This is a genomic window from Ottowia pentelensis (genome assembly GCF_964341695.1).
In genome coordinates this window covers 1,223,642-1,243,378 of record NZ_OZ224513.1, presented here as the reverse complement: position 1 = coordinate 1,243,378, position 19,737 = coordinate 1,223,642, and the positions used below count along the sequence as shown (strand labels likewise).

The window sequence follows — 19,737 nt, the reverse complement described above, 5'->3', positions numbered from 1 at the left end:
CCCGCCGTCCTGCGCGAAAACCCCGAGCCGAAACACCGCCGGTCTTTCGGATTCCGAACTGCAACAGTGCAAGAATGATGCTTTTGGCTGCCGGACCGCTGGGCTCCGGCAACGTCGACCGAGGAGTTCACCCCATGAAAAGAGACCCGCTGCCCCAGGCGCAGCGCCCACTCGCCGCCCAGTCCATCAGCGCCGACGTGCTGGCGGAAAAATACTTCAAGCCCGGCGAGCACTCCCTCGAGCAGCTCTATGGCCGCGTCGCCCGCGCACTGGCCAGCGTCGAAAAGCCCGAGCTGCGCGCCGAATGGGAAAGCCGGTTCCTGAGCAACCTGCACGCCGGTGCCATCGGTGCGGGCCGCATCATGAGCGCGGCCGGCACCGACATCCAGGCCACGCTGATCAACTGCTTCGTGCAGCCGGTGGGCGATGCCATCCAGGGGCGCGACGCCGACGGCTACCCCGGCATCTACGAAGCGCTGCGCGAGGCCGCCGAGACCATGCGCCGCGGCGGCGGCGTGGGCTACGACTTCTCGCGCATCCGGCCCAAGGGCGCCTTCGTCAAGGGCACGCACTCGTACGCCAGCGGGCCGTGCAGCTACATGAACGTGTTCGACCAGTCGTGCTCGACGGTCGAGAGCGCCGGCAGCCGCCGCGGCGCGCAGATGGGCGTGCTGCGCATCGACCACCCCGACGTGCTGGAATTCATCACTGCCAAGCGCACGCCCGGGCGCTGGAACAATTTCAACGTCTCGGTGGGCGTGTCCGACGCCTTCATGAAGGCCGTGGCCGACGGCACCGCGTGGGAGCTGGTGCACCGGGCCGAGCCGGGCCCGAAGGTCAAGGATCAGGGCGCCCATCAGCGCGCCGACGGCCAGTGGGTGTACCGCAGCGTGCCCGCGCGCGAGCTGTGGGACACCATCATGACCTCGGCCTACGACTTTGCCGAGCCGGGCATCCTGTTTCTGGACCAGATCGGGCGCGACAACAACCTCAACTACACCGAGAAGATCGAGGCCACCAACCCCTGCGGCGAGCAGCCCCTGCCGCCCTACGGCTGCTGCGACCTGGGCCCCATCATCCTGACCCACTTCGTGCGCCACCCCTTTGGCGTGGGCGGCGAGGCCCGCTTCGACTTCGACGCCTTCGAGCAGGTGGTGGCCACCCAGGTGCGCGCGCTCGACAACGTGCTGGACGTCACCTACTGGCCGCTGCAGCAGCAGCGCGACGAGGCGGCCGCCAAGCGCCGCATCGGCGTGGGCTTCACCGGCCTGGGCAACACGCTGACCCTGCTCAAGCTGCGCTACGACCGCGAGGACGGCCGCCAGATGGCGGCCGAGATCGGCCGGCGCATGCGCGACGCGGCCTACCGCGCCTCGGTCGAGTTGGCCCGCGAGAAGGGCGCCTTCCCCAAGTTCAAGGCCGATGGCTACCTGGCCCAGGGCACCTTCGCCAGTCGCCTGCCGGATGACATCCAGGCGGCCATCCGCCAGCACGGCATCCGCAACAGCCACCTGCTGTCCATCGCGCCCACCGGCACCGTCAGCCTGGCCTTTGCCGACAACGCCTCCAACGGCATCGAGCCGGCCTTCAGCTGGGGCTACAAGCGCAACAAGCGCGAGGGCGACGGCAGCACCAGCAGCTACATGGTCGAAGACCATGCCTTCCGCCTGTACCGCGAATTGGTGGACGCCAGCGTCACCACCGACGACGTGGCCGGCAAGCTGCCCGCCTACTTCGTCAACGCGCTGCAGATGAGCGCGCAAGAGCACGTGGCCATGATGCAGGCGGTGCAGCCCTACGTGGACACCTCCATCAGCAAGACCGTCAACATCCCCGAGGACTATCCGTTCGAGGACTTCAAGGACCTGTACCGCCAGGCCTGGCAAGCCGGCCTGAAGGGCCTGGCCACCTACCGGCCCAACAGCATTTTGGGTGCGGTGCTGGAGACCACGTCGACCAAGAAGCCCGAGCCCCAGGCCGCGCCGGTGCCCGCCTACGACCCGATGCGCACCGTGATCGAAAAGCGCCCGGCCGGCGGCCTGCCGGCCGTGGCCGAGAAGATCGAGTACTGGACCAGCGAAGGCCAGCAGCGCCTGTACCTGATCGTCACCTTCCTGCCCGTGCCCGCGGCCGACGGCAAGGGCACGATCGAGCGCGCCATCGAGTTCTTCATGCCAGTGGGCCAAAGCAGCGAGTCGCAGCAGTGGATCACCGCCACCATGCGCATGCTGAGCCTGGCCGCGCGCGGCGGCTTTCTGGATCGGGCGCTGTCGGACATGCGCAAGGTCACCTGGGACCGCGGCCCGGTGCGCCTGGGCACCTACGAGAAGGCCGACGGCACCCACGTGCCGCGCTGGCACGACAGCGAGGTGGCGGCCATCGGCTATGCGGTCGAAAACCTCATCGCGCGCCGCGCCGAGGCGGCCCAGGCCTCGCTGTTCGAGCCCGACGAGATGCTGTCGGCCGAGCCGGCTGCCGACTCATCGCCCGCGGCCCCCGGCGTGATGGCCGGCAAGAAGTGCCCCGAATGCGGCGCGCACGCCATGATCCGCAAGGACGGCTGCGACTACTGCACGCACTGCGGCTTTGTCGGCAGCTGCGGGTAGGCCGCCATGAAGCGCCGCCACGCCCTGGCCCTGACCTGCGCCGCCTTGCTGCCGCTGGCCGCGCACGCCGCGCTCAAGCCGGGCGACGCCGCGCCCGAGTTCAAGAGCACCGCCGCCCTGGCCGGGCAGACGTTTGCCTTCGATCTGGCCGAGGCCCTGAAGAAGGGCCCGGTGGTGCTGTATTTCTTCCCCAAGGCCTTCACGCAGGGTTGCACCATCGAGGCCAATGCCTTTGCCGAGGCCACGCCCAAGTTCGCCGCGCTGGGCGCGCGCGTGATCGGCATCTCGCACGACGACATCGACACGCTCAAGCGTTTTTCCACCGAGGCCTGCCGGGACCAGTTCGCGGTGGGCTCGGACCCGAAGGGGCAAACGATCAAGGCCTACGACGCCGCGTCGCTGCTGCCGGGCGTCGCCAACCGCATCTCCTACGTCATCGGCCAGGATGGGCGGATTGCCTTTGTCCATCAGGGCAGCGACCCGCTGCGGCACGTCGAGCTGACGCTGAAGGCGGTAGGCGACGGGGTGCACAACAAGCGCTGACGCGGCGGAAACTTACAAAAAAATCACTGGAATCCGGCGCCAATCAAGCGCGAATAGCTATAAATTATGTAGTATCCGATCGTAATCAACGGTCGAACTGCTGCGCGCTGGGTCAACATGGCGAACGCCCTTTGCAGTCGAAAAGCATCGGGCAAGAATGGCGCCAAGGGGCTTATGTCAAGGCGGCGCGCAGGTGTCGGGCGATCCGCTGGGCCGCCTGGCCGTCACCGTAGGGCGACACGCCCTTGGCCATGGCCCGGTACGCCGCCGGGTCGTCGAGCAGGCGCTGGGCCTCGGCCACGATGCGCTCGAAGTGGGGCCCGACCAGCTTGACGACGCCGGCGTCCACCGCCTCGGGGCGCTCGGTCTCGTTGCGCAGCACCAGCACCGGCTTGCCCAGCGCGGGCGCCTCTTCCTGCACGCCGCCCGAGTCGCTGATGATGAAGTAGGCCTGCTTCATGGCCGCCACGAAGTTGTCGTATTCGAGCGGCGCGCACAGATGCATGTTGGGCAAATCCGCCAGCGCCGCGTGCGCGACATCGCGCACGTTCGGGTTGGGGTGCACCGGGTAGACGAAGTCCACCTGCGGGTTGTGCTCGGCCAGATGCCGCAGCGCGCGGCAAACCTCCTGAAACGGCGCGCCGAAGTTCTCGCGCCGGTGGGCGGTCACCAAGACCATGCGCGCGCCGGGACGCTGCCCCAGATCGACCGTGGCGCTGCGCTCGGCGGTCATCAGCAGCGCGTCGATGACGGTATTGCCCGTCACCAGGATGTCGGCATCCGCCACGTCCTCGCGCAGCAGGTTTTGCCGCGACGACTCGGTGGGCGCGAAATGCCAGCGCGCGAACAGCGAGGCGATCAGCCGGTTGGCCTCTTCCGGAAACGGGTTGTGGATGTCGCCCGTGCGCAGGCCCGCCTCCACGTGCCCAATCGGGATGCGGCGATAAAAGCAGGCCAGGCACATGGCCATCACCGTCGTGGTGTCGCCCTGCACCAGCACGGCGTCGGGCGCCTGCTCGGCCAGCACGGCATCGGCGCCGGTCAACAGGCGCGCCGTCAGGCCGCTGAGCGACTGGTTGGCCTGCATGACGTTCAGGTCGACGTCGGGCTGGATGTCGAACAGGCGCAGCACCTGGTCGAGCATTTCACGGTGCTGGGCCGTAGCCAGCACGCGGACGTCGAAATTCGGATCGGCACGCAAGGCCAACACCACCGGTGCCATCTTGATGGCCTCGGGGCGCGTGCCAATGACGCAAAGAATGCGCTTCATCTCACCTCCACAGATTCACAGCGTTGGAAAACCGATCCCATCCGCTCACTTGAGCGCCTTGTAGCGCATGCGATGCGGCCGCGCGCCCTCCTCGCCCAGGCGCTTCTTCTTGTCGGCCTCGTACTCTTGGTAGTTGCCGTCGAAGAACACCCATTGCGAATCGCCCTCGGCTGCCAGGATGTGGGTGCAGATGCGGTCGAGGAACCAGCGGTCGTGGCTGATGACCATCACGCTGCCGGCGTATTCCAGCAGCGCGTCTTCCAGCGCGCGCAGGGTTTCCACGTCCAGGTCGTTGCTGGGCTCGTCCAGCAGCAGCACGTTGGCACCCTGCATCAGGGTCTTGGCCAGGTGCAGGCGGCCGCGCTCGCCGCCCGACAAAGTGCCGACCTTCTTTTGCTGGTCCTGCCCGTTGAAGTTGAAGCGCCCGCAATACGCGCGGCTGGCCATCTGGAACTTGCCGACGTTGATGATGTCCAGGCCCCCCGAGATGTCTTCCCACACCGTCTTGTCGTTGGCCAGCGCGTCGCGGCTCTGGTCGACGAAGGCCAGTTGCACCGTCTTGCCGAGGGCGACCTCGCCGGCGTCGGGCTGCTCCTTGCCGGCAATCAGGCGAAACAGCGTCGACTTGCCCGCGCCGTTGGGGCCGATGATGCCGACGATGGCGCCGGCCGGCACCTTGAAGCTGAGGTTGTCGATCAGCACGCGGTCGCCAAAGCTCTTGCTGACGCCCTTGAACTCGATCACCTCGGTGCCCAGGCGCTCGGCCACGGGGATGAAGATTTCCTGCGTCTCGTTGCGCTGCTGGTATTCGTAGTCGCTCAGTTCTTCAAAGCGCGCCAGGCGCGCCTTGCTCTTGGCCTGGCGGCCCTTGGGGTTCTGGCGCGCCCACTCCAGCTCCTTCTTCATGGCCTTCATGCGCGCGTCTTCGCTTTTCTTTTCTTGCAGCAGGCGCGCTTCCTTTTGCTCCAGCCAGGTGCTGTAGTTGCCCTTCCACGGAATGCCGTAGCCGCGGTCCAGCTCCAGGATCCATTCGGCCGCGTTGTCCAGGAAGTAGCGGTCGTGCGTGATCGCCACCACGGTGCCGGGAAAGCGCTGCAGAAAGATCTCCAGCCACTCCACGCTCTCGGCGTCCAGGTGGTTGGTGGGTTCGTCCAGCAGCAACATGTCGGGCTTGGACAGCAGCAGCTTGCACAGCGCGATGCGGCGCTTTTCGCCGCCCGACAGGTTCTTGATCTGCGCGTCCCAGGGCGGCAGGCGCAGCGCGTCGGCGGCAATTTCCAGCTGGTGCTCGCTGTCGGTGCCGGCAGCGGCAATCACCGCCTCCAGCTTGCCCTGCTCCTCGCTCAGGGCGTCGAAGTCGGCATCGGGCTCGGCATAGGCGGCGTAGATTTCCTCCAGCCGGGCGCGCGCGGCGTTGACCTCGCCCATCGCCAGTTCGACCTCTTCGCGCACCGTGTGCTCGGGGTTGAGCTGCGGCTCCTGCGGCAGGTAGCCGATGTCCAGGCCCGGCATCGGCGTGGCCTCGCCCTCGATCTCGGTGTCGATGCCGGCCATGATCTTCAGCAGCGTGGACTTGCCCGAGCCGTTCAGGCCCAGCACGCCGATCTTGGCGCCGGGAAAGAACGACAGCGAAATGTCCTTCAAGATCTGCCGCTTGGGCGGCACGATCTTGCTGACGCGGTTCATGGTGTAGACGTACTGGGCCATCAAATTACTCTCAAAAACATAGCTATCAGCGCTTGCCAGGCGAGCGCTGCAGCATTAAAACGCTTGAAATCGGAGGAGCAGATCCCCCGCGCGGGCACCGCGTGGCCGCAGGCCGCCAAACCTCGATTATCGGCGCTGCGCCATGGCCGGGGCGCAGCCGCGGGCGCGGCGCGCGCGCATCCGCTGCGCCATGCGTGCGATAATGGCGGGGCTGACGGTTCACCAGTTCCCCGTTTCAGCCAGCCCTTCCGCTGGGGCACCTTGCACATGCGCAGCCCATCCGGGCCCATCGCGCGCCAGGGCGCCCACCTCAAGAAGAACCCGCTTTTCGCCCACCTGACTGGCCGGCCCTGCGCCGGATCGGGCCCAAGGCAGCCGCGCCGCATTGCACGGCGCATCCATCTGATGAACTTTGACGATCTGAACCTGGCACCGGCCCTGCTCAAGGCCGTGCTCGATCTGGGCTACACCCAGCCCACCCCCGTTCAAGCCCAGGCCATCCCCGTCGTGCTGCAAGGCCACGACCTGCTGGCCGGCGCGCAGACCGGCACCGGCAAGACCGCCGGCTTTGCGCTGCCCCTGCTGCAGCTGCTGTCCACCCGCCCCGCGCGGCGCCCCGGCGCCATTCGCGCCCTGGTGCTCACGCCCACGCGCGAGCTGGCCGCGCAGGTCGAGGAAGCCGTGCGCCAGTACGGCAAATACCTCGATCTGAGCTCCACCGTGATCTTCGGCGGCGTCGGCATGAACCCGCAGATCGAGCGCATCCAGGCCGGCTGCGACATCCTGGTGGCCACGCCCGGGCGTCTGCTCGACTTGGAGCAGCAGGGCCACCTGGACCTCTCGCACGTCGAAATCCTGGTGCTGGACGAAGCCGACCGCATGCTGGACATGGGCTTCATCCACGATGTCAAGAAGGTGCTGGCCCTGCTGCCCGCGTCCAAGCAGAGCCTGCTGTTCTCGGCCACCTTCAGCGACGAGATCCGCGCGCTGGCGGCCAACCTGCTGAAGGACCCCAAGAGCATCCAGGTGACGCCGCCCAACACCACGGTCGAGCGCATCGCGCAGCTCATCTACCCGGTGGGGCGCAACCGCAAGAAGCAGGTGCTGACGCATCTGATCAGCGAGGGCGACTGGAGCCAGGTGCTGGTGTTCACGCGCACCAAGTTCGGCGCCAACAAGGTGGCCGACTACCTGAACGCGCAGGGCATCAAGGCCATGGCGCTGCACGGCAACAAGAGCCAGAGCGCCCGCACGCAGGCGCTGGCCGAGTTCAAGAGCGGCGAGCTGCGCGCCCTGGTGGCCACCGACATCGCCGCGCGCGGCATCGACATCGACGAGCTGCCGCACGTCGTCAACTTCGACATCCCCAACGTGCCCGAGGACTACGTGCACCGCATCGGTCGCACCGGCCGCGCCGGCGCCAGCGGCGAGGCCGTCAGCCTGGTGTGCCTGGACGAGGAAGGCTTCATGCACGAGATCGAGCGCTTCACGCGCCAGCAGATCCCGGTGCGCATCCTCGACGCCTACGGCCCCGAGGACGGCGAGCAGGCCGAGCCCATCGCCATGGGCCGCCAGACCCTGTGGGGCGGCCTGGGCAAACCGCCCAGCCGCGAGGTGATGCAGGCCGCCGCGCGCGCCGCGCGGCAGGAGATGATGCAGCGCATCCGCGAGAACAAGGCCACGCAAGGCCAGAGTGCGCGCGGCGCGCGACCGCCACGTGCCGCCGCTGACGGCGCCGAGGGCGCGCACGGCCCCGCGCGCAGCGCCGACGGCCAGCCCGGCGCCGAGCCGGCGCGCAAGCGCAAGCGCCGCCGCGGCAAGGGCGGCAGCGCCGGCCCCAACGCGGGGCCCAATGCCGGCCACGCCATGCGCCCAGACAATGGCCCGCCCAAGTCGCACGCACCGCGCGGCTACGACGGCGGCTTCGACGACGGCGATGACGAGCGCGAGCTGGACACCCTGCCGCGCCACATCGACCCGCTGCAGACCAACCTGCACACGCGCCGCAGCGTCCCGCGCGGCCCCAGCCACGGCGCCGCCGGCCAGCCCGACCCGATGCGCACCAGCATCGACCTGATGGGCGGCAAGGGCGGCGGCAAGCGCAACCGCGGCGGCGGTGGCGGCGGCTATGGGGGCGGCAAGCGCTCCGGCGGCGGTTACGGGCGCTGAGCGCGGCGCACCGCACCATGCAAAGGCCTCTTCGGAGGTCTTTTTGCATTTTTTGCCTCCAGCGCTTGCGCAGCAAGCGCGAGCAGCTACTTATTCCATTTCCATATCAATAGATCAATAATATCCATGTCACCGATCCCGCAAGGAGAACGACATGGCAAGAACAGCCCGAGGTGCCGACAGTCTGGAGTCGGCCCGTCAAATGCTGGCCGGCGCACAGACCGCTGAGCAGCTTCGCCAAGCACAGGCGGTGGTGTTGCCGCTGGACTATGGCTTGAGCCTGGAGCAAACCGCGCAGGTCATCGGCCGCTCCCCGGCGTGGACCTGCCGCTTGCGCAATCGCTTCCTGGCCGGCGAGGTTGCAGGTGACGGCCAGCGCCCCGCGCGCGGCGGCAGGCGCCACCAGAACATGACGACTGAGCAGGAGCGCCAGGTGCTGGCGCCCTTTCTTGATCGCGCTCGCACGGGCGGCATCCTGGTGGTCGGTCAAGTCAAGTGTGAAATCGAAGCTGCCCTGGGCCGTCCCATGGCGCTGTCCTCGGTCTACAACCTGCTGCACCGCCACGGCTGGCGCAAGCTGGCCCCCGACAAACGCCATCCGCAAAGCGATCCTTTGGCTCAAGAGGAGTGGAAAAAAAACTCCCCGAGCGCCTTGCCGAAATCTGCTCGCACTGGCCGCAGCAAGGCCCCATCAAGCTGATGTTCCAGGACGAGGCGCGCTTTGGACGCATCAACGACGTGCGCCGCTGCTGGGCGCCCAAGCCGGTGCGGCCGCTGTGCCAAGCCATGTTGACCCACGAGTACACCTACGCGTACGCCGCCGTCGATGTGGCAAGCGGCCAGTTGGACTCGCTCATCTTGCCTCACGTCAACACCGAGTGCATGCAGTTGTTTCTCGACGAGGTGAGCGAGCGTCACCCGCACGAGCGCATCGTCATGGTGCTTGACGGTGCCGGCTGGCATGCCAGTGGTGAGCTGCACCCGCCCGCCAACATGCGCCTACTGAGCCTGCCCCCCTATGCGCCGGAGCTCAACCCGGTGGAGCACGTGTGGGACGAGCTGCGCGAGAAGCGATTCCACAACCGCGTCTTCGACAGCCTGGAGGCGCTCGAAGATCACCTTGAGCTCGCCCTGCGAGACTTCGAGAGCAACTGCGAACGGATCCGATCCATCGTCGCCTGGCCGTGGATTATTGATGCGCTATTGAATTAGAAATGGAATTATTCAATAGCATTTCGCGCATGCGCTCGGCCCATGCCGGATTGCCACGCCACAGCGGCTGCAGCGCGTCGGCGGATCCTGGCTGCGTTTGTGCGCACTCGCGCAGCCAAGCCGCCGCCGCGCCGCGGCGCCCCAGCGCGACATTGGCTGCAGCCGCCGCCTGCATCGCCGAGCGCCAAGTCGGCCGCACCTTCAAGGCGGCGACCGCCCCTTGCAGCGCCGCTTCGGCCCGGCCGTCGAACAGCTGGGCGAGCGCCTGCAAGGTGTACCAGACAAAGTTTTGCGGGTCATGGCGGTTCAGCTTGAGCCCGTCCTCCAGCGCCTGCGCCGCAGCGCCGGCCTGGCCCGAAAACAGCGCCGTCATGCCGTGCACGAGGTGGCCCAACGCAAAGCAGGGACTCAGCTCGATCGCCTTCTCGGCACTGCGACGCGCCAGCACGAAGTCGTCCACGTAATTGCTGACGATGGCCAGCGCATAGTGGGCGTAGGGGTTCTTCTCGTCGAGCTGCACGGCCTGGAGCGCGGCGGACTGGCCCTCATGCAGGTCACGCGCCGGGTCTTCGCTCCATGCGTAGCCCACCAGGCCGGCGCTGACCCGGCCCAGCCACAGGTGCGCCTCGGTGAGTTCGGGGTCGATGCGGCTGGCCTGGCGAAACAGCTCGCGCGCCTCCAGATGCGTGGGCCGCGTGACGTGGTGGAACAGCCACGAGCCCCGGGCAACCAAGTCCCACGCGCTCACGCTGCCGCCGCGGCGCCGCGCAGCCAGATCGCCCGCGCCCTTCAACAGCTCCGGCTCCATCGCCCCCGCGACCCGCCGGGTGATGGCGTCCTGCACGTCGAACAGATCGGCATCGCCAAAGTCGTAGTGTTCCGCCCACAGGCAGCGGCCACCCGCCGCCTCCACCAGTTGGACCGAAACGCGTCCGCGCCCGGCCGCCTTGCGCACGGAGCCCTCCACCGCGTAGCGCACCCCCAGTTCGCTGGCCGCGGTGCGTCCGTCGGCAGGCCTCAGCTTGTAGACATGGCTGGCATTGCGGCCCGTCACCGAGAACCAGCGGAACCGGGTCAGCGCGGTGATCAGCGCCTCGGTGAGGCCGTCGGCGAGATACTCCTGCGTGGCATCGTCGCCCAGGTGCGTGAAGGGCAGCACGGCGATGCTGGGTCGGCCCCCGTGGTCGATCAGGCCATGGTCGAGCGGCGCGAGTTGCACCTCCTCCACCGCAGCCGCGCCGAGCAGGCGATAGCCGGTGCGCGGCACGGTGACGATCCACTCCGAGCCGTGCTGCTGCGCCGGGCCGAGCAGCTTGCGCAACGCGGCCACCTGCACCGAAAGGTTGCTGTCCTCCACCACCAGCGCCGGCCAGGCCAGGCGCATCAAATCGGCCTTGGACACCGACTCGCCTCCGGCCTCCAGCAGCGCCTGCAGGATGCGCAGGCCGCGCTGGCCCACGGTGAGGGCCTGGCCATCGCGCGTCAGCGTGCCGCGCGCGGCATCAAACAGGAAGGGACCGAACGCAAAGCGCTTCGTCACGGCGGGCTCGGCGTTCTCGCTGGGCATGATTTCGCAACTTTTCGGCGCCGTTTCAGTGACACGCGCGGCGGGCGCCCCTATTGTCCGGCCACGGGCCACCGGCCCGCAACCATCGCAGGAGAGACACCATGTCAGCACCCGATGCAAGGTCCGCGCGGTACGTCATCCGCCCATCGCCCGCCTTCACCAGCACCCAGGGCTCGCGTTACGCGCCGGCTGTCAGCGCCGAAAGCGTCGGCGCGCGCGCACTCTTCATGGGCGAGATCACGCTCGCGGCCGGCCAGCGCACCAAGGCGCACGCGCACGGACACGAGACCGCCCACCGCATGCAGAGCGGCGAGGCGGTCGAGCTGTGGACCGGCGCGCGGCTGGAGCACTGCGACCTCGTGCGGCCCGGCGACTACCTGTCCATCCCGGCCGGCATGCCGCATGTGGCCGTCAACCGCAGCGACACCGCCGCCGTCTTCATCGGCGCTCGCAACGAGCCCAAGACACAAGAAAGCGTGACCCTGCTGCCCCAACTCGACGCATTGGTGCCATAACGCACGAACCCAGGCGCCACGGCGCGCCAAGCCAGCCGCTCAGGCGCGCACGAACAGCGTGACCAGCGGCTCGTCGCCCAGCAGCCGGCTGCGGTGGCCGTGCAGCGCCGGATCGAAGCTGGCGCCCGCCGGCAGCGTGTCGTTGGAGTAAAAGCACTCGCCCGGCCCGAACACGCGCGCGCTGCCGTCGCGCAGGCCGATCTCCATGCGCCCCTGCAACACCACCAGCCACTGCGGCGTGGTGGTGCAATGAAAGTCGCTGGCAAAGCCGACCGGGCTGTGGCGAAACTGCCAGCCACCCGAGGCCTGCAGCGCCGACAGGCGTGCGACGGGCGAGCCCTCGGCCAAAACCACCACACGGTCGCGAAAGCTGGCGCGGCCATCGGCACTCGTATACAGTTCGGTCAAAGTCAGGGTGGTCATGGGCAAGCGTCGCACGGGTGGGCCGAAAGGGGCAGTGTAGGCGCAGCGGACGACGGCATCCGCCCGGCAGCGGACAGCGGGTCGGGCCTCGGAACCGGCTCGGGGTGGTGATTCAGGCCCGCCCCAAAAATGACCGCCACCGCATCAGAATTTGCATACTGAAGTGGTACATTCCAGCGCTTTGCCGCCTCGCTGATTCGACCATGTCCGCCACCACCGCCCCCATCTGCTTTGGCCTGCAAGGCCGCGTCGTCATCGTCACCGGCGCCGCGCAGGGCATTGGCGCGGCCTGCGCGCGGCGCTTCGCGCGCGAGGGCGCGCAGGTGGTGATCGCCGACGTGGCCGACGCCGCCGGCCAGGCCCTGGCGGCCGAGCTGCAGGCCGACTACATGCATTGCGACGTCGGCGACAAGGCGCAGGTCGACGCGCTGGTGGCCAAGGTGCTGGGCCAGCACGGCCGCATCGACGTGCTGGTCAACAACGCCGGCATCTTCAAGGCAGCGGATTTTCTGGACGTGAGCGAGGCCGACTTCGACGCCGTGCTGCGCGTCAACCTCAAGGGCGCCTTCCTGGTCGGCCAGACGGTAGCGCGCGCGATGGCCGCCGCCGGCCGCGGCGCCATCGTCAACATGAGCTCGGTCAACAGCGTGCTGGCCATTCCCAACATCGCCAGCTACAACGTCAGCAAGGGCGGCATCAACCAGCTCACGCGCGCCATGGCGCTGGCGCTGGCCGACAAGGGCGTGCGCGTCAACGCCGTGGGGCCCGGCACCATCGCCACCGAGCTGGCCGCGCAGGCGGTGCTGACCAGCGACGACGCCAAGAACAAGATCATGATGCGCACGCCCATGAAGCGCCTGGGCGAGCCCGCCGAGGTGGCCGAGGTGGTGGCCTTCCTGGCCAGCGACGCCGCCAGCTACATGACGGGCGAAATCGTCATGGTCGACGGCGGGCGCATGGCGCTGAACTACACCGTGCCGGTGTGAGCGCCGCGCAAGACCCCGGCACGCCCCCTCGGCCGCACGCCATGCTGATCGCCCAGATCACCGACCCGCACATCGGCCTCCAGCCCGGGCCGGCCACCGGCCCGCTCGACCCCACGGGCAGCCTGCGCCGCGCGCTGGCGCACGTGCGCGCGCTGCAACCGGCCGTCGACGTGCTGTTGCTGACCGGTGACCTGGCCGACAGCGGCCGGCCACAGGACTACGCCGAAATCGCCACCCTGCTGGCCGACACCCTGCCGACGCCGGCCGATGGCGGCCCGCGCGTGCTGGCCGTGCCCGGCAACCACGACCGGCGCGCCCCCGCGCGCCAGGCACTGGCCGCGGCCATGCCGGTGGCGCCCGACGCGCCGGGCGACTGTGTCTGCCTGCACGTCGAGCACGGCGGCCTGCACCTGATCGGCCTGGACACCGTGGTGCCCGGTGCCGCGCACGGCGCGCTCGCGGCCGAGCAGCTGGCCTGGCTGCAGCGCCACCTGACCGCCTGCGCCGGCGCGCCGGTGCTGATCTTCATGCACCACCCGCCCCTGATCAGCGGCATGGCCGCCATGGACGCCTGCGGCCTGCTGCAGGGCCGCGCCGAACTGGGCCGCATCGTGGCGGCGCACGGCGGTGTGCAGGCCATCGCCGCCGGCCACCTGCACCGCGCCATCGTCGGGCAGCTGGGTGGCGCGCCGGTGGTGGTGGCACCCTCAAGCTCGCACCAGCTGACGCTCGACCTGCGCCCCGACGCCCCGCTGGCCCTGCGCTTCGAGCCGCCCATGATCGGCCTGTACCGCTGGACGGCCGCCGATGGCATCGCCTGCCACTTCAGCTACGTCGAGGCGTTCGGCCCCAGCCACCCGATCTGAGCGGCTACTTCGTCAATTTCCACTTTCCATCGACTACATCGACCAGCACGGCGGATTTGGGGTCGTAGCCGCCGTGATCTTCGGCGCTCATGGTGTAGGTGCCGTTGGCACCCACCACCTTGCTGGTCTTTTCGAGCCCATTGCGCACCGCCTCCCGGAACTCCGGGGTGCCCGGTTTGGCCGTGGCGAGCGCCGCCTTCAGGGCACCTTCCAGCACCAACCAGCCGTCCCAAGACGCGCCCGCGAAACTGGAGCGCGAATCCGGACCGAACTTCGCGGTGAGTGCCTTGTCGAGGGCGAGGCCGGCTGCCTTGTTGGGTTGACTATCGGGCAGTTGCTCTGCGACCAGCACCGGTGCGATGGCCAACCGCGCACCCTCGATCGCCTTGCCGCCCACGCGCAGAAAATCCTTGTTCGCGACCGCATGCGAGTGGTAGATCGGCCCGGCGTAGCCTCGCTCACGCAAAGTGATGTGCGGCAACGCCGCCGGCGTTCCTGAGCCACCCACGAACACCGCATCTGGCTTGGCGCTGATGGTCTTCATGACCTGACCCATCACGCTCGGATCAGTGCGCCCATAGCGTTCGATCGAGGTAATTTTGATGCCTTCGCTTTCGGTGGTCTTGGTGAGCGCCTTCAGCAGCAGTTCGCCCCAGGCATCCGTGAAGCCAATGAAGCCGACGTTCTTGATACCCCGCTCCTTCATGTCGCTGACCACGCGACCGACCATGACCTCCGCCAGCGGCTCGATGCGGAAAGTGTAGCGATGCAGATCCGGGCCGACCACCACCGGCGCCTGCGCCAGGAAGGCGGTTTTGGACTCGACCGCCACTGGGGCGATTGACAGAGCGGACGGAATCGCGTTGACACCGAACAGCACATCAACCTTGTCCTCCAGCACGAGCTTGCGCGCGTTCTTCACCGCCTGCGAGGGATCGGTGGCGTCGTCGAGCACGATGTAGTTGATCTTCTCGCCACCCAGGGCGTTCGGCATCAGGTCGATCGCCTTGCGCGTCTCCTTGCCGAGCGACGCGGCGGGCCCCGTCAATGAGAAGATGACGCCGACATTGATGTCGGCCAGGGCCGGAGCCGCCGAGACGACCAAGGTGGCCGCGGCGGCCAGAGGTTTCCAGTTGAGTTTCAAGGGTATCTCCTTCAGATTGCGCTCAAAGTGCTTGTTGGATGCGCGGCCGGGTTCGGAAATGCCGCGCGAGTTGGTGGAGTCGACGGTTCCCAGCCGCCGCGGTCGAAGGTTCGTGCGAATTCATCACGGTCAGCGCGACAGGAATTCGATCGCCATGCGGTTGAACTTGTCGGCGTGCTCCCACTGCGCCCAATGTCCGCAGCGGCTGAAAACGTGCAGGTCGGCGTCCTTCAGGCCGGCCACCAGACGCAGGCCTGCGTCCAGCGGCACGAACCGATCGTCCCGGCCCCAGATGACCAAGGTGGGCGCCGCCACTTCGCCCAGGCGCGGGCCGACGTCCGGAAACTGGCGCGGGTTCGCCTCGCTGCTGCGCACGAAGTTCTCCAGGTGCTCGCGGTGCGCCAGCATGTTCTCGAGCCGTTGCGCCATCAGTTCCTCGGTCAGGCTGCCGGGGTCGTACACGAACACCTGCATCATCCGCTGGAGGTTCTCCAGCGTCGGCGCACGGTATAGCGCCCCGATCAGCTTGATGCCCTCGGTCGGCATGGGCACAAAAGAGCTGATGCCGCCCGTGCCGCCACCCATCAGCACCAGCTTGGCGACGCGCAGGGGCTGCGCCATGGCAAACGCCACCGCGCTGTGGGCGCCCATCGAGTTGCCGACGATGTGCACCTTGTCCAACCCCAGCGCATCGAGCAGGCCTTGCAGCGCGCGTGCGTTGAGTTCCGAGCGCGAACCAGTGCAGACGATCGGATCGCTCTTGTTCCAGCCCGGGCAATCCATCAGGATCACGCGGTAGCCAGCCGCCGCCAGCGGCTCGACATTGCGGTGAAAGTTGGACCAGCCGCTGGCACCGGGACCGGAGCCGTGCAGCATCACCGCGGTTTGTTCGCCCGCGCCGATATCGTTGTAGTGCAGTTGCAAATCGAGATCCTGCGCTTGCACGCGCAGCAGGCGGCTGGTGGAGGCTTCGGTAATCGTCACGGTTCTTCCTTTGGTTCAAAAATGGCGTTCAGGCCGGCGTGAGCATCATGGCCCCGAAGCCGGCGATGTATTCGGGAATCGCCTGGTAATGACGGAAGGTGCAGTGCGGCCGGCCGTCGCCAGGCAGTGCGCTGCGTGCCACCAGCCAGCTCTTCGATTCGTGGGCGGAGCGCCCGCCATCGCGCGCGACCTCCTCCTCGGTCATGCCGCACAGGCCATCGATCGCCCCGACCTCGCCGGCCAACGCGTCCATCCAGCGGCGGTCCCATTCCGGGTTCAGCGGCCGCAGCGGACTCTGGCCGCTCGCCAGTGCCATGCCGGCCGCCATCACGCGCCGGGTCTTGGCGTCGCGCTCGGGCTGCGTCGGACGCTGGCGCGCCGTGATGCGCTCGCGCACGGCCGGATCGGGATCGGCCAGGGTGGGTACCGGCGGCTCGTGCGACAGGCCACCCGACCCGATCAGCAGCGTGCGGCGCGGCTCGCCCTGCAAGAAGCGCCCAATCGCCGCGCCCAGCGCGCGACAACGACGCAAGCGCGGAATGCCTGGCGCGGCGACCGCATTCACGAACAAGGGCAGAACGGGCGGCGTATCCAGATCGCCCCAGAGCATCTGCAAGGGCTGGGCGAAACCATGGTCGACCACCATGCGGCGCGAGACGGCGATGTCGAAATCTTCATCCATCAAACGCTCCGCCAGGGTCACGGCAGTAACGGTGTCGACGTTGAGAGATCCGGGCGGCGTCAAATAGTCGCCCACCGATTCGGCCTCAGTGCCGATGCAAAAGGGCGGCATCAGCTCGTTGAAGAAGCCGTTGTAATGGTCTGGCGCGACCAACACGATTAGTTCTGGCTGGAACGCCAGCACCTGCTCACGCAACTCTGCCAGGGCAAATTGAAGTTCGCGCTCTACCGTCGGCGAGATGGGATTAAGTCCCATCAGCGGCGAGTGCGACAGGCCGACGAAGGCGCGCGCGCTCGTTGAACCACCTTCGGCCTGACGGCCTGAGGTACGCTCATCTTGGAGCGGTCCGGCGGTGGTCATGCCAACTCCTTCGGCATGGCCAATATCTTCGACAACACCGCGATCAGTTCGCTGCGCGCCTGCTGCACATCAGACACGCCGGTGGCCCTGCGCCACGCCACCACGCCATCGGGGCGCACCAGCAACGCGCCCTCCTCCTCGATCTCACGCACGCCATGCCAATCGGCGTAGACGTCCTGAGCACCAAGCGTGCCGATCACCAACACGTCGAGGTAGGGCAGCGCCAGTGTCTGCACTGCCTGCGCCCATGCCTGACCCGCAATGCCCGTGACCACGGTGAAACGACCCTTGCCGGTACAGTCCAGAGTGGACACACGCCGGCCGTCCTTGCCGATCAACCAGGCGTGCGGGATCTTGGCGCCGGGGCGCGTGGTGGCCTGAAGGTAAAGCTGCGGGTCGCGCCGCCAGGTTTCCTCGCCGGCCTGCGGGTCGGAGATGACGGCGTCGGATGCGCAGCGCTGGTTCATCTCCACGCCCTGCGCATTAAATTCGGTGTTCTTCAACTCCAGCGCTCGGGCGAGCGCCTCGCGTCGTGCCACACCCTCCGGCCCGGGGTCAGCCAGTTGGGCGAGCCCTGCGGCCACGGGATCAGCGGCCGCCTTGTTGCGAAAGCACGCGTTCAGCGGTGCGTAATCGACACGCGATTGGTTGGCGCGCGCGACGATTTGCGCGCCCACCGGAGCGCGCTCCAGGCTGTAGGAGTCCAGCAGCCGCTCACCCGCGTGGCCCTTGCACACGTAGGCCAACTTCCAGGCCAGGTTGAAAGCGTCCTGCATGCAGGTGTTGGAGCCCAGGCCGCTGGACGGCGGATGCCGGTGCACCGCATCGCCGCCACAGAACACGCGGCCTTTCGAATAGACCGGCGCATGCGCCTGGTTGACGTACCACACCGAGGTATTCTCGACCTCGATCTCCAGTGCGGGATCGCCCACCAGGACGCGCACCTTCCTGAGCACTTCCTCAGGCGAGAAGTCTGGCTCCCCCTGGGCCATGTCGAAGCCCCAACCGGCGATCCACTTGGTCCACGGATCAATGGCACGCAGCAGGCCCTGACCGATCTCGCCGAAGGCTGCGTTGGAGGTCACGATCCAGTACAGGATGCTGGGCCGGTGCGCCACGTAGCGGGTCAGGTCGGCACGGAACAGCACATAGGCCGTGGCGGCGCGGGCCAACTGGCCTTCGACCTTCAGTCCCGCGTCGTCCAGCACTTTTGAGCGCGCACCGTCGGCGCCGACCAGGTAGCGTGCCCGCACCTGGCGCTCGCGACTGGAAGACAGGTCGCGCAGCGTCACGGTGACGCCGTCGGCATCCTGCTCGTGCCCGACGTACTCGGTGTTGAAGGCCAGCACGGCGCCGTGGGCAGCGGCGTGCTTGACCAGGATCGGCTCCATGCGATCCTGCGGAATGTCGAGCATCGGACACGGGCTGCCTTGCAGGTAGTCGCCGATGCGCTTGTCGCCCGTGCCCCATGTGCGCAGGCGCGCGACCTCGGGGCCGGCCAGGCTGGTGGTGAACAGCGTGTCGCCCATCCATTCCCACGGCGTCGCGAACTGCCGCGCCTCCGGCTCGACGCCGAGATCGCGCAGCACTTCGACCGCACGCTGGTTGGTGATGTGCGCGCGCGGTGTGGAGGCCGTCCAGTTGTAGCGGTTGACCATCTGCACGCGCACGCCCTCGCGCGCCAGCGCCAACGCCGTGGTCGCGCCCATCGGGCCCGCGCCCACCACCAGCACATCAGTATCGAATGTCGAAGTCATGTCGTCCTCTGTTCGTTATCGCGGTCCGGCAGGCAGGGCACGCATCGCCAGTTCCCGCAGCGACAGCCAGTTTCAGAAAAGGTCGTGGCGCCGTATAGTGTGTGCACTGAGTGCACCATGAATGATCGCCTGCGCAGCGCTGTCGGGGATGCCCGGGCATACAAGGAGGTTCGCGGCTTGACGCGCGGGCTGGCCGTACTGCGCGCGCTGAACGAGTTGCCGGCCGGCATCGGCACCGTGGCCAGCCTGGCGCGCAAGACCGGCATCCACCGCACGACCGTCAAACGGCTGCTGGAGACGCTGCGGGCCGAAGGCCTGGTGCACCTGAAAGACGAGGGCACCTCTTATTCGCTGGGCTTCGAGGTGCGCCACCTGTCCGAAGGCTACGTCGCCGCATCGTGGATCGACCAGGTGGCCGCTCCCCTGATGAAGGAGCACGTCAAGGCACTCTCGTGGCCGAGCGACTTGGCCACACCCGACGCCGGTTTCATGATCGTGCGCGAATCCACACACCGCAACAGCCTGCTGTCGCAGCACCGCGCCACCATCGGCATCCGCATCCCGATGCTGGTGTCAGCCATCGGCCGCGCCTGGCTGGCATGGTGCGACGCCGATGCGCGTGAAGCCACCCTGGCGCTGCTGCGTTCGCGTACCGACGCCATCGGCGACATGGCACGCGACTCCGGCTACGTGCGGCGTATCCTGCGCGAGACGTGCAAGCGCGGCTATGCGATGAACCGCACCGAATGGGCGATGGAGCCGCACGTGACCGCCATCGCCATGCCCATCCTCAGCGCAGGCCACGCCATCGGCGCGGTCAATCTGATCTTGCATCGCGATGCCGTGTCCGAGCGCCAGATTGCTACGCGCCACGTTCCTCTGCTGCGTTCGTTGGCGGACGAGATTTCGATCGGCGTGGCTCGCATGAAGCATGAATGAGCGCCCA

Annotated in this window: 17 protein-coding genes; 9 read left to right on the top strand and 8 right to left on the bottom strand. The window is 67.9% G+C overall.

Annotation, left to right across the window (positions count from 1 at the left end; genetic code table 11):
• Positions 1-134: 134 nt before the first annotated feature.
• A complete protein-coding gene (locus ACWHMB_RS05990) occupies positions 135-2,606 on the top strand; it encodes an adenosylcobalamin-dependent ribonucleoside-diphosphate reductase (protein ID WP_377483834.1) in 2,472 nt (823 codons plus the stop codon).
• Positions 2,607-2,612: 6 nt separating this feature from the next.
• Positions 2,613-3,149, top strand: a complete 537-nt coding sequence (locus tag ACWHMB_RS05985) for a peroxiredoxin (RefSeq protein ID WP_293224220.1) — start codon at positions 2,613-2,615, stop codon at positions 3,147-3,149.
• A gap of 172 nt (positions 3,150-3,321) precedes the next feature.
• Here the strand turns inward: ACWHMB_RS05985 and wecB are convergent, their stop codons facing one another.
• Together wecB and ettA are read right to left on the bottom strand one after the other, a co-directional pair.
• Complete coding sequence (wecB, locus tag ACWHMB_RS05980; RefSeq protein ID WP_293224222.1) at positions 3,322-4,419, bottom strand: non-hydrolyzing UDP-N-acetylglucosamine 2-epimerase; 1,098 nt, start codon at positions 4,417-4,419, stop codon at positions 3,322-3,324.
• Positions 4,420-4,464: 45 nt separating this feature from the next.
• On the bottom strand, positions 4,465-6,126 hold the full coding sequence (gene ettA / locus ACWHMB_RS05975) for an energy-dependent translational throttle protein EttA (RefSeq protein ID WP_293224224.1): 1,662 nt from the start codon (positions 6,124-6,126) through the stop codon (positions 4,465-4,467).
• Between the two features lie 405 nt (positions 6,127-6,531).
• Between ettA and ACWHMB_RS05970 the strand changes: the two genes are divergently transcribed.
• From ACWHMB_RS05970 to ACWHMB_RS05960, 3 genes are all read left to right on the top strand, one after another.
• On the top strand, positions 6,532-8,295 hold the full coding sequence (locus tag ACWHMB_RS05970) for a DEAD/DEAH box helicase (RefSeq protein WP_293224226.1): 1,764 nt from the start codon (positions 6,532-6,534) through the stop codon (positions 8,293-8,295).
• A 154-nt stretch (positions 8,296-8,449) separates the two neighbouring features.
• The gene (locus ACWHMB_RS05965) at positions 8,450-8,995 is read left to right on the top strand and encodes a helix-turn-helix domain-containing protein (RefSeq protein WP_377516474.1); all 546 of its coding nucleotides are present in this window, start codon (positions 8,450-8,452) and stop codon (positions 8,993-8,995) included.
• Positions 8,923-9,507, top strand: a complete 585-nt coding sequence (locus ACWHMB_RS05960; RefSeq protein ID WP_377516475.1) for an IS630 family transposase — start codon at positions 8,923-8,925, stop codon at positions 9,505-9,507. Before ACWHMB_RS05965 ends, ACWHMB_RS05960 begins: the two co-directional genes overlap by 73 nt.
• Here the strand turns inward: ACWHMB_RS05960 and ACWHMB_RS05955 are convergent.
• Complete coding sequence (locus ACWHMB_RS05955; protein ID WP_377481326.1) at positions 9,485-11,074, bottom strand: winged helix-turn-helix domain-containing tetratricopeptide repeat protein; 1,590 nt, start codon at positions 11,072-11,074, stop codon at positions 9,485-9,487. The two genes, ACWHMB_RS05960 and ACWHMB_RS05955, sit on opposite strands and share 23 nt — an antisense overlap.
• Before the next feature lie 101 nt (positions 11,075-11,175).
• Here ACWHMB_RS05955 and ACWHMB_RS05950 point away from each other — a divergent pair, with 101 nt between their 5' ends.
• Entirely contained in the window at positions 11,176-11,589 is a 414-nt protein-coding gene (locus ACWHMB_RS05950; RefSeq protein ID WP_377481329.1) for a cupin domain-containing protein, read from the top strand.
• Between the two features lie 39 nt (positions 11,590-11,628).
• Here ACWHMB_RS05950 and ACWHMB_RS05945 read toward each other — a convergent pair whose 3' ends face one another.
• Positions 11,629-12,012: a hypothetical protein gene (locus tag ACWHMB_RS05945; protein WP_377481332.1), complete on the bottom strand. Its 384-nt coding sequence runs from the start codon at positions 12,010-12,012 to the stop codon at positions 11,629-11,631.
• A 203-nt stretch (positions 12,013-12,215) separates the two neighbouring features.
• Here ACWHMB_RS05945 and ACWHMB_RS05940 point away from each other — a divergent pair, with 203 nt between their 5' ends.
• Both ACWHMB_RS05940 and ACWHMB_RS05935 read left to right on the top strand, forming a co-directional pair.
• Positions 12,216-12,998 carry an SDR family NAD(P)-dependent oxidoreductase gene (locus ACWHMB_RS05940; protein ID WP_377481336.1) on the top strand — a complete coding sequence of 261 codons (783 nt, stop codon included), beginning with the start codon at positions 12,216-12,218 and terminating at the stop codon, positions 12,996-12,998.
• On the top strand, positions 12,995-13,864 hold the full coding sequence (locus tag ACWHMB_RS05935; protein ID WP_377481339.1) for a metallophosphoesterase: 870 nt from the start codon (positions 12,995-12,997) through the stop codon (positions 13,862-13,864). Before ACWHMB_RS05940 ends, ACWHMB_RS05935 begins: the two co-directional genes overlap by 4 nt.
• A 4-nt stretch (positions 13,865-13,868) precedes the next feature.
• On the opposite strand, the gene ACWHMB_RS05930 is transcribed toward ACWHMB_RS05935, so the two are convergent.
• The 4 genes from ACWHMB_RS05930 to ACWHMB_RS05915 all read right to left on the bottom strand — a co-directional run bounded on the left by ACWHMB_RS05930 (position 13,869) and on the right by ACWHMB_RS05915 (position 18,791).
• Entirely contained in the window at positions 13,869-15,008 is a 1,140-nt protein-coding gene (locus ACWHMB_RS05930) for an ABC transporter substrate-binding protein (RefSeq protein WP_293224238.1), read from the bottom strand.
• Positions 15,009-15,137: 129 nt separating this feature from the next.
• Positions 15,138-15,992: an alpha/beta fold hydrolase gene (locus ACWHMB_RS05925; RefSeq protein WP_293224240.1), complete on the bottom strand. Its 855-nt coding sequence runs from the start codon at positions 15,990-15,992 to the stop codon at positions 15,138-15,140.
• 28 nt (positions 15,993-16,020) lie between these two features.
• Positions 16,021-17,034, bottom strand: coding sequence for a 3-carboxyethylcatechol 2,3-dioxygenase (locus tag ACWHMB_RS05920; RefSeq protein ID WP_293224242.1), 1,014 nt, complete (start codon positions 17,032-17,034; stop codon positions 16,021-16,023).
• Entirely contained in the window at positions 17,031-18,791 is a 1,761-nt protein-coding gene (locus ACWHMB_RS05915) for an FAD-dependent monooxygenase (RefSeq protein ID WP_293224244.1), read from the bottom strand. The genes ACWHMB_RS05920 and ACWHMB_RS05915 overlap by 4 nt, the downstream gene beginning before the upstream one ends.
• A 117-nt stretch (positions 18,792-18,908) precedes the next feature.
• Between ACWHMB_RS05915 and ACWHMB_RS05910 the strand changes: the two genes are divergently transcribed.
• A complete protein-coding gene (locus tag ACWHMB_RS05910) occupies positions 18,909-19,730 on the top strand; it encodes an IclR family transcriptional regulator domain-containing protein (RefSeq protein WP_377542575.1) in 822 nt (273 codons plus the stop codon).
• The last annotated feature ends 7 nt before the right edge of the window (positions 19,731-19,737 follow it).

Coding starts and splice junctions, on each gene's coding strand:
- ACWHMB_RS05990 (WP_377483834.1), top strand. CDS start 135: ATGAAAAGAGACCCGCTGCCCCAGGCGCAGCGCCCACTCGCCGCCCAG.
- ACWHMB_RS05985 (WP_293224220.1), top strand. CDS start 2,613: ATGAAGCGCCGCCACGCCCTGGCCCTGACCTGCGCCGCCTTGCTGCCG.
- wecB (WP_293224222.1), bottom strand. CDS start 4,419: ATGAAGCGCATTCTTTGCGTCATTGGCACGCGCCCCGAGGCCATCAAG.
- ettA (WP_293224224.1), bottom strand. CDS start 6,126: ATGGCCCAGTACGTCTACACCATGAACCGCGTCAGCAAGATCGTGCCG.
- ACWHMB_RS05970 (WP_293224226.1), top strand. CDS start 6,532: ATGAACTTTGACGATCTGAACCTGGCACCGGCCCTGCTCAAGGCCGTG.
- ACWHMB_RS05965 (WP_377516474.1), top strand. CDS start 8,450: ATGGCAAGAACAGCCCGAGGTGCCGACAGTCTGGAGTCGGCCCGTCAA.
- ACWHMB_RS05955 (WP_377481326.1), bottom strand. CDS start 11,074: ATGCCCAGCGAGAACGCCGAGCCCGCCGTGACGAAGCGCTTTGCGTTC.
- ACWHMB_RS05950 (WP_377481329.1), top strand. CDS start 11,176: ATGTCAGCACCCGATGCAAGGTCCGCGCGGTACGTCATCCGCCCATCG.
- ACWHMB_RS05945 (WP_377481332.1), bottom strand. CDS start 12,012: ATGACCACCCTGACTTTGACCGAACTGTATACGAGTGCCGATGGCCGC.
- ACWHMB_RS05940 (WP_377481336.1), top strand. CDS start 12,216: ATGTCCGCCACCACCGCCCCCATCTGCTTTGGCCTGCAAGGCCGCGTC.
- ACWHMB_RS05920 (WP_293224242.1), bottom strand. CDS start 17,034: ATGACCACCGCCGGACCGCTCCAAGATGAGCGTACCTCAGGCCGTCAG.
- ACWHMB_RS05915 (WP_293224244.1), bottom strand. CDS start 18,791: ATGACTTCGACATTCGATACTGATGTGCTGGTGGTGGGCGCGGGCCCG.
- ACWHMB_RS05910 (WP_377542575.1), top strand. CDS start 18,909: ATGAATGATCGCCTGCGCAGCGCTGTCGGGGATGCCCGGGCATACAAG.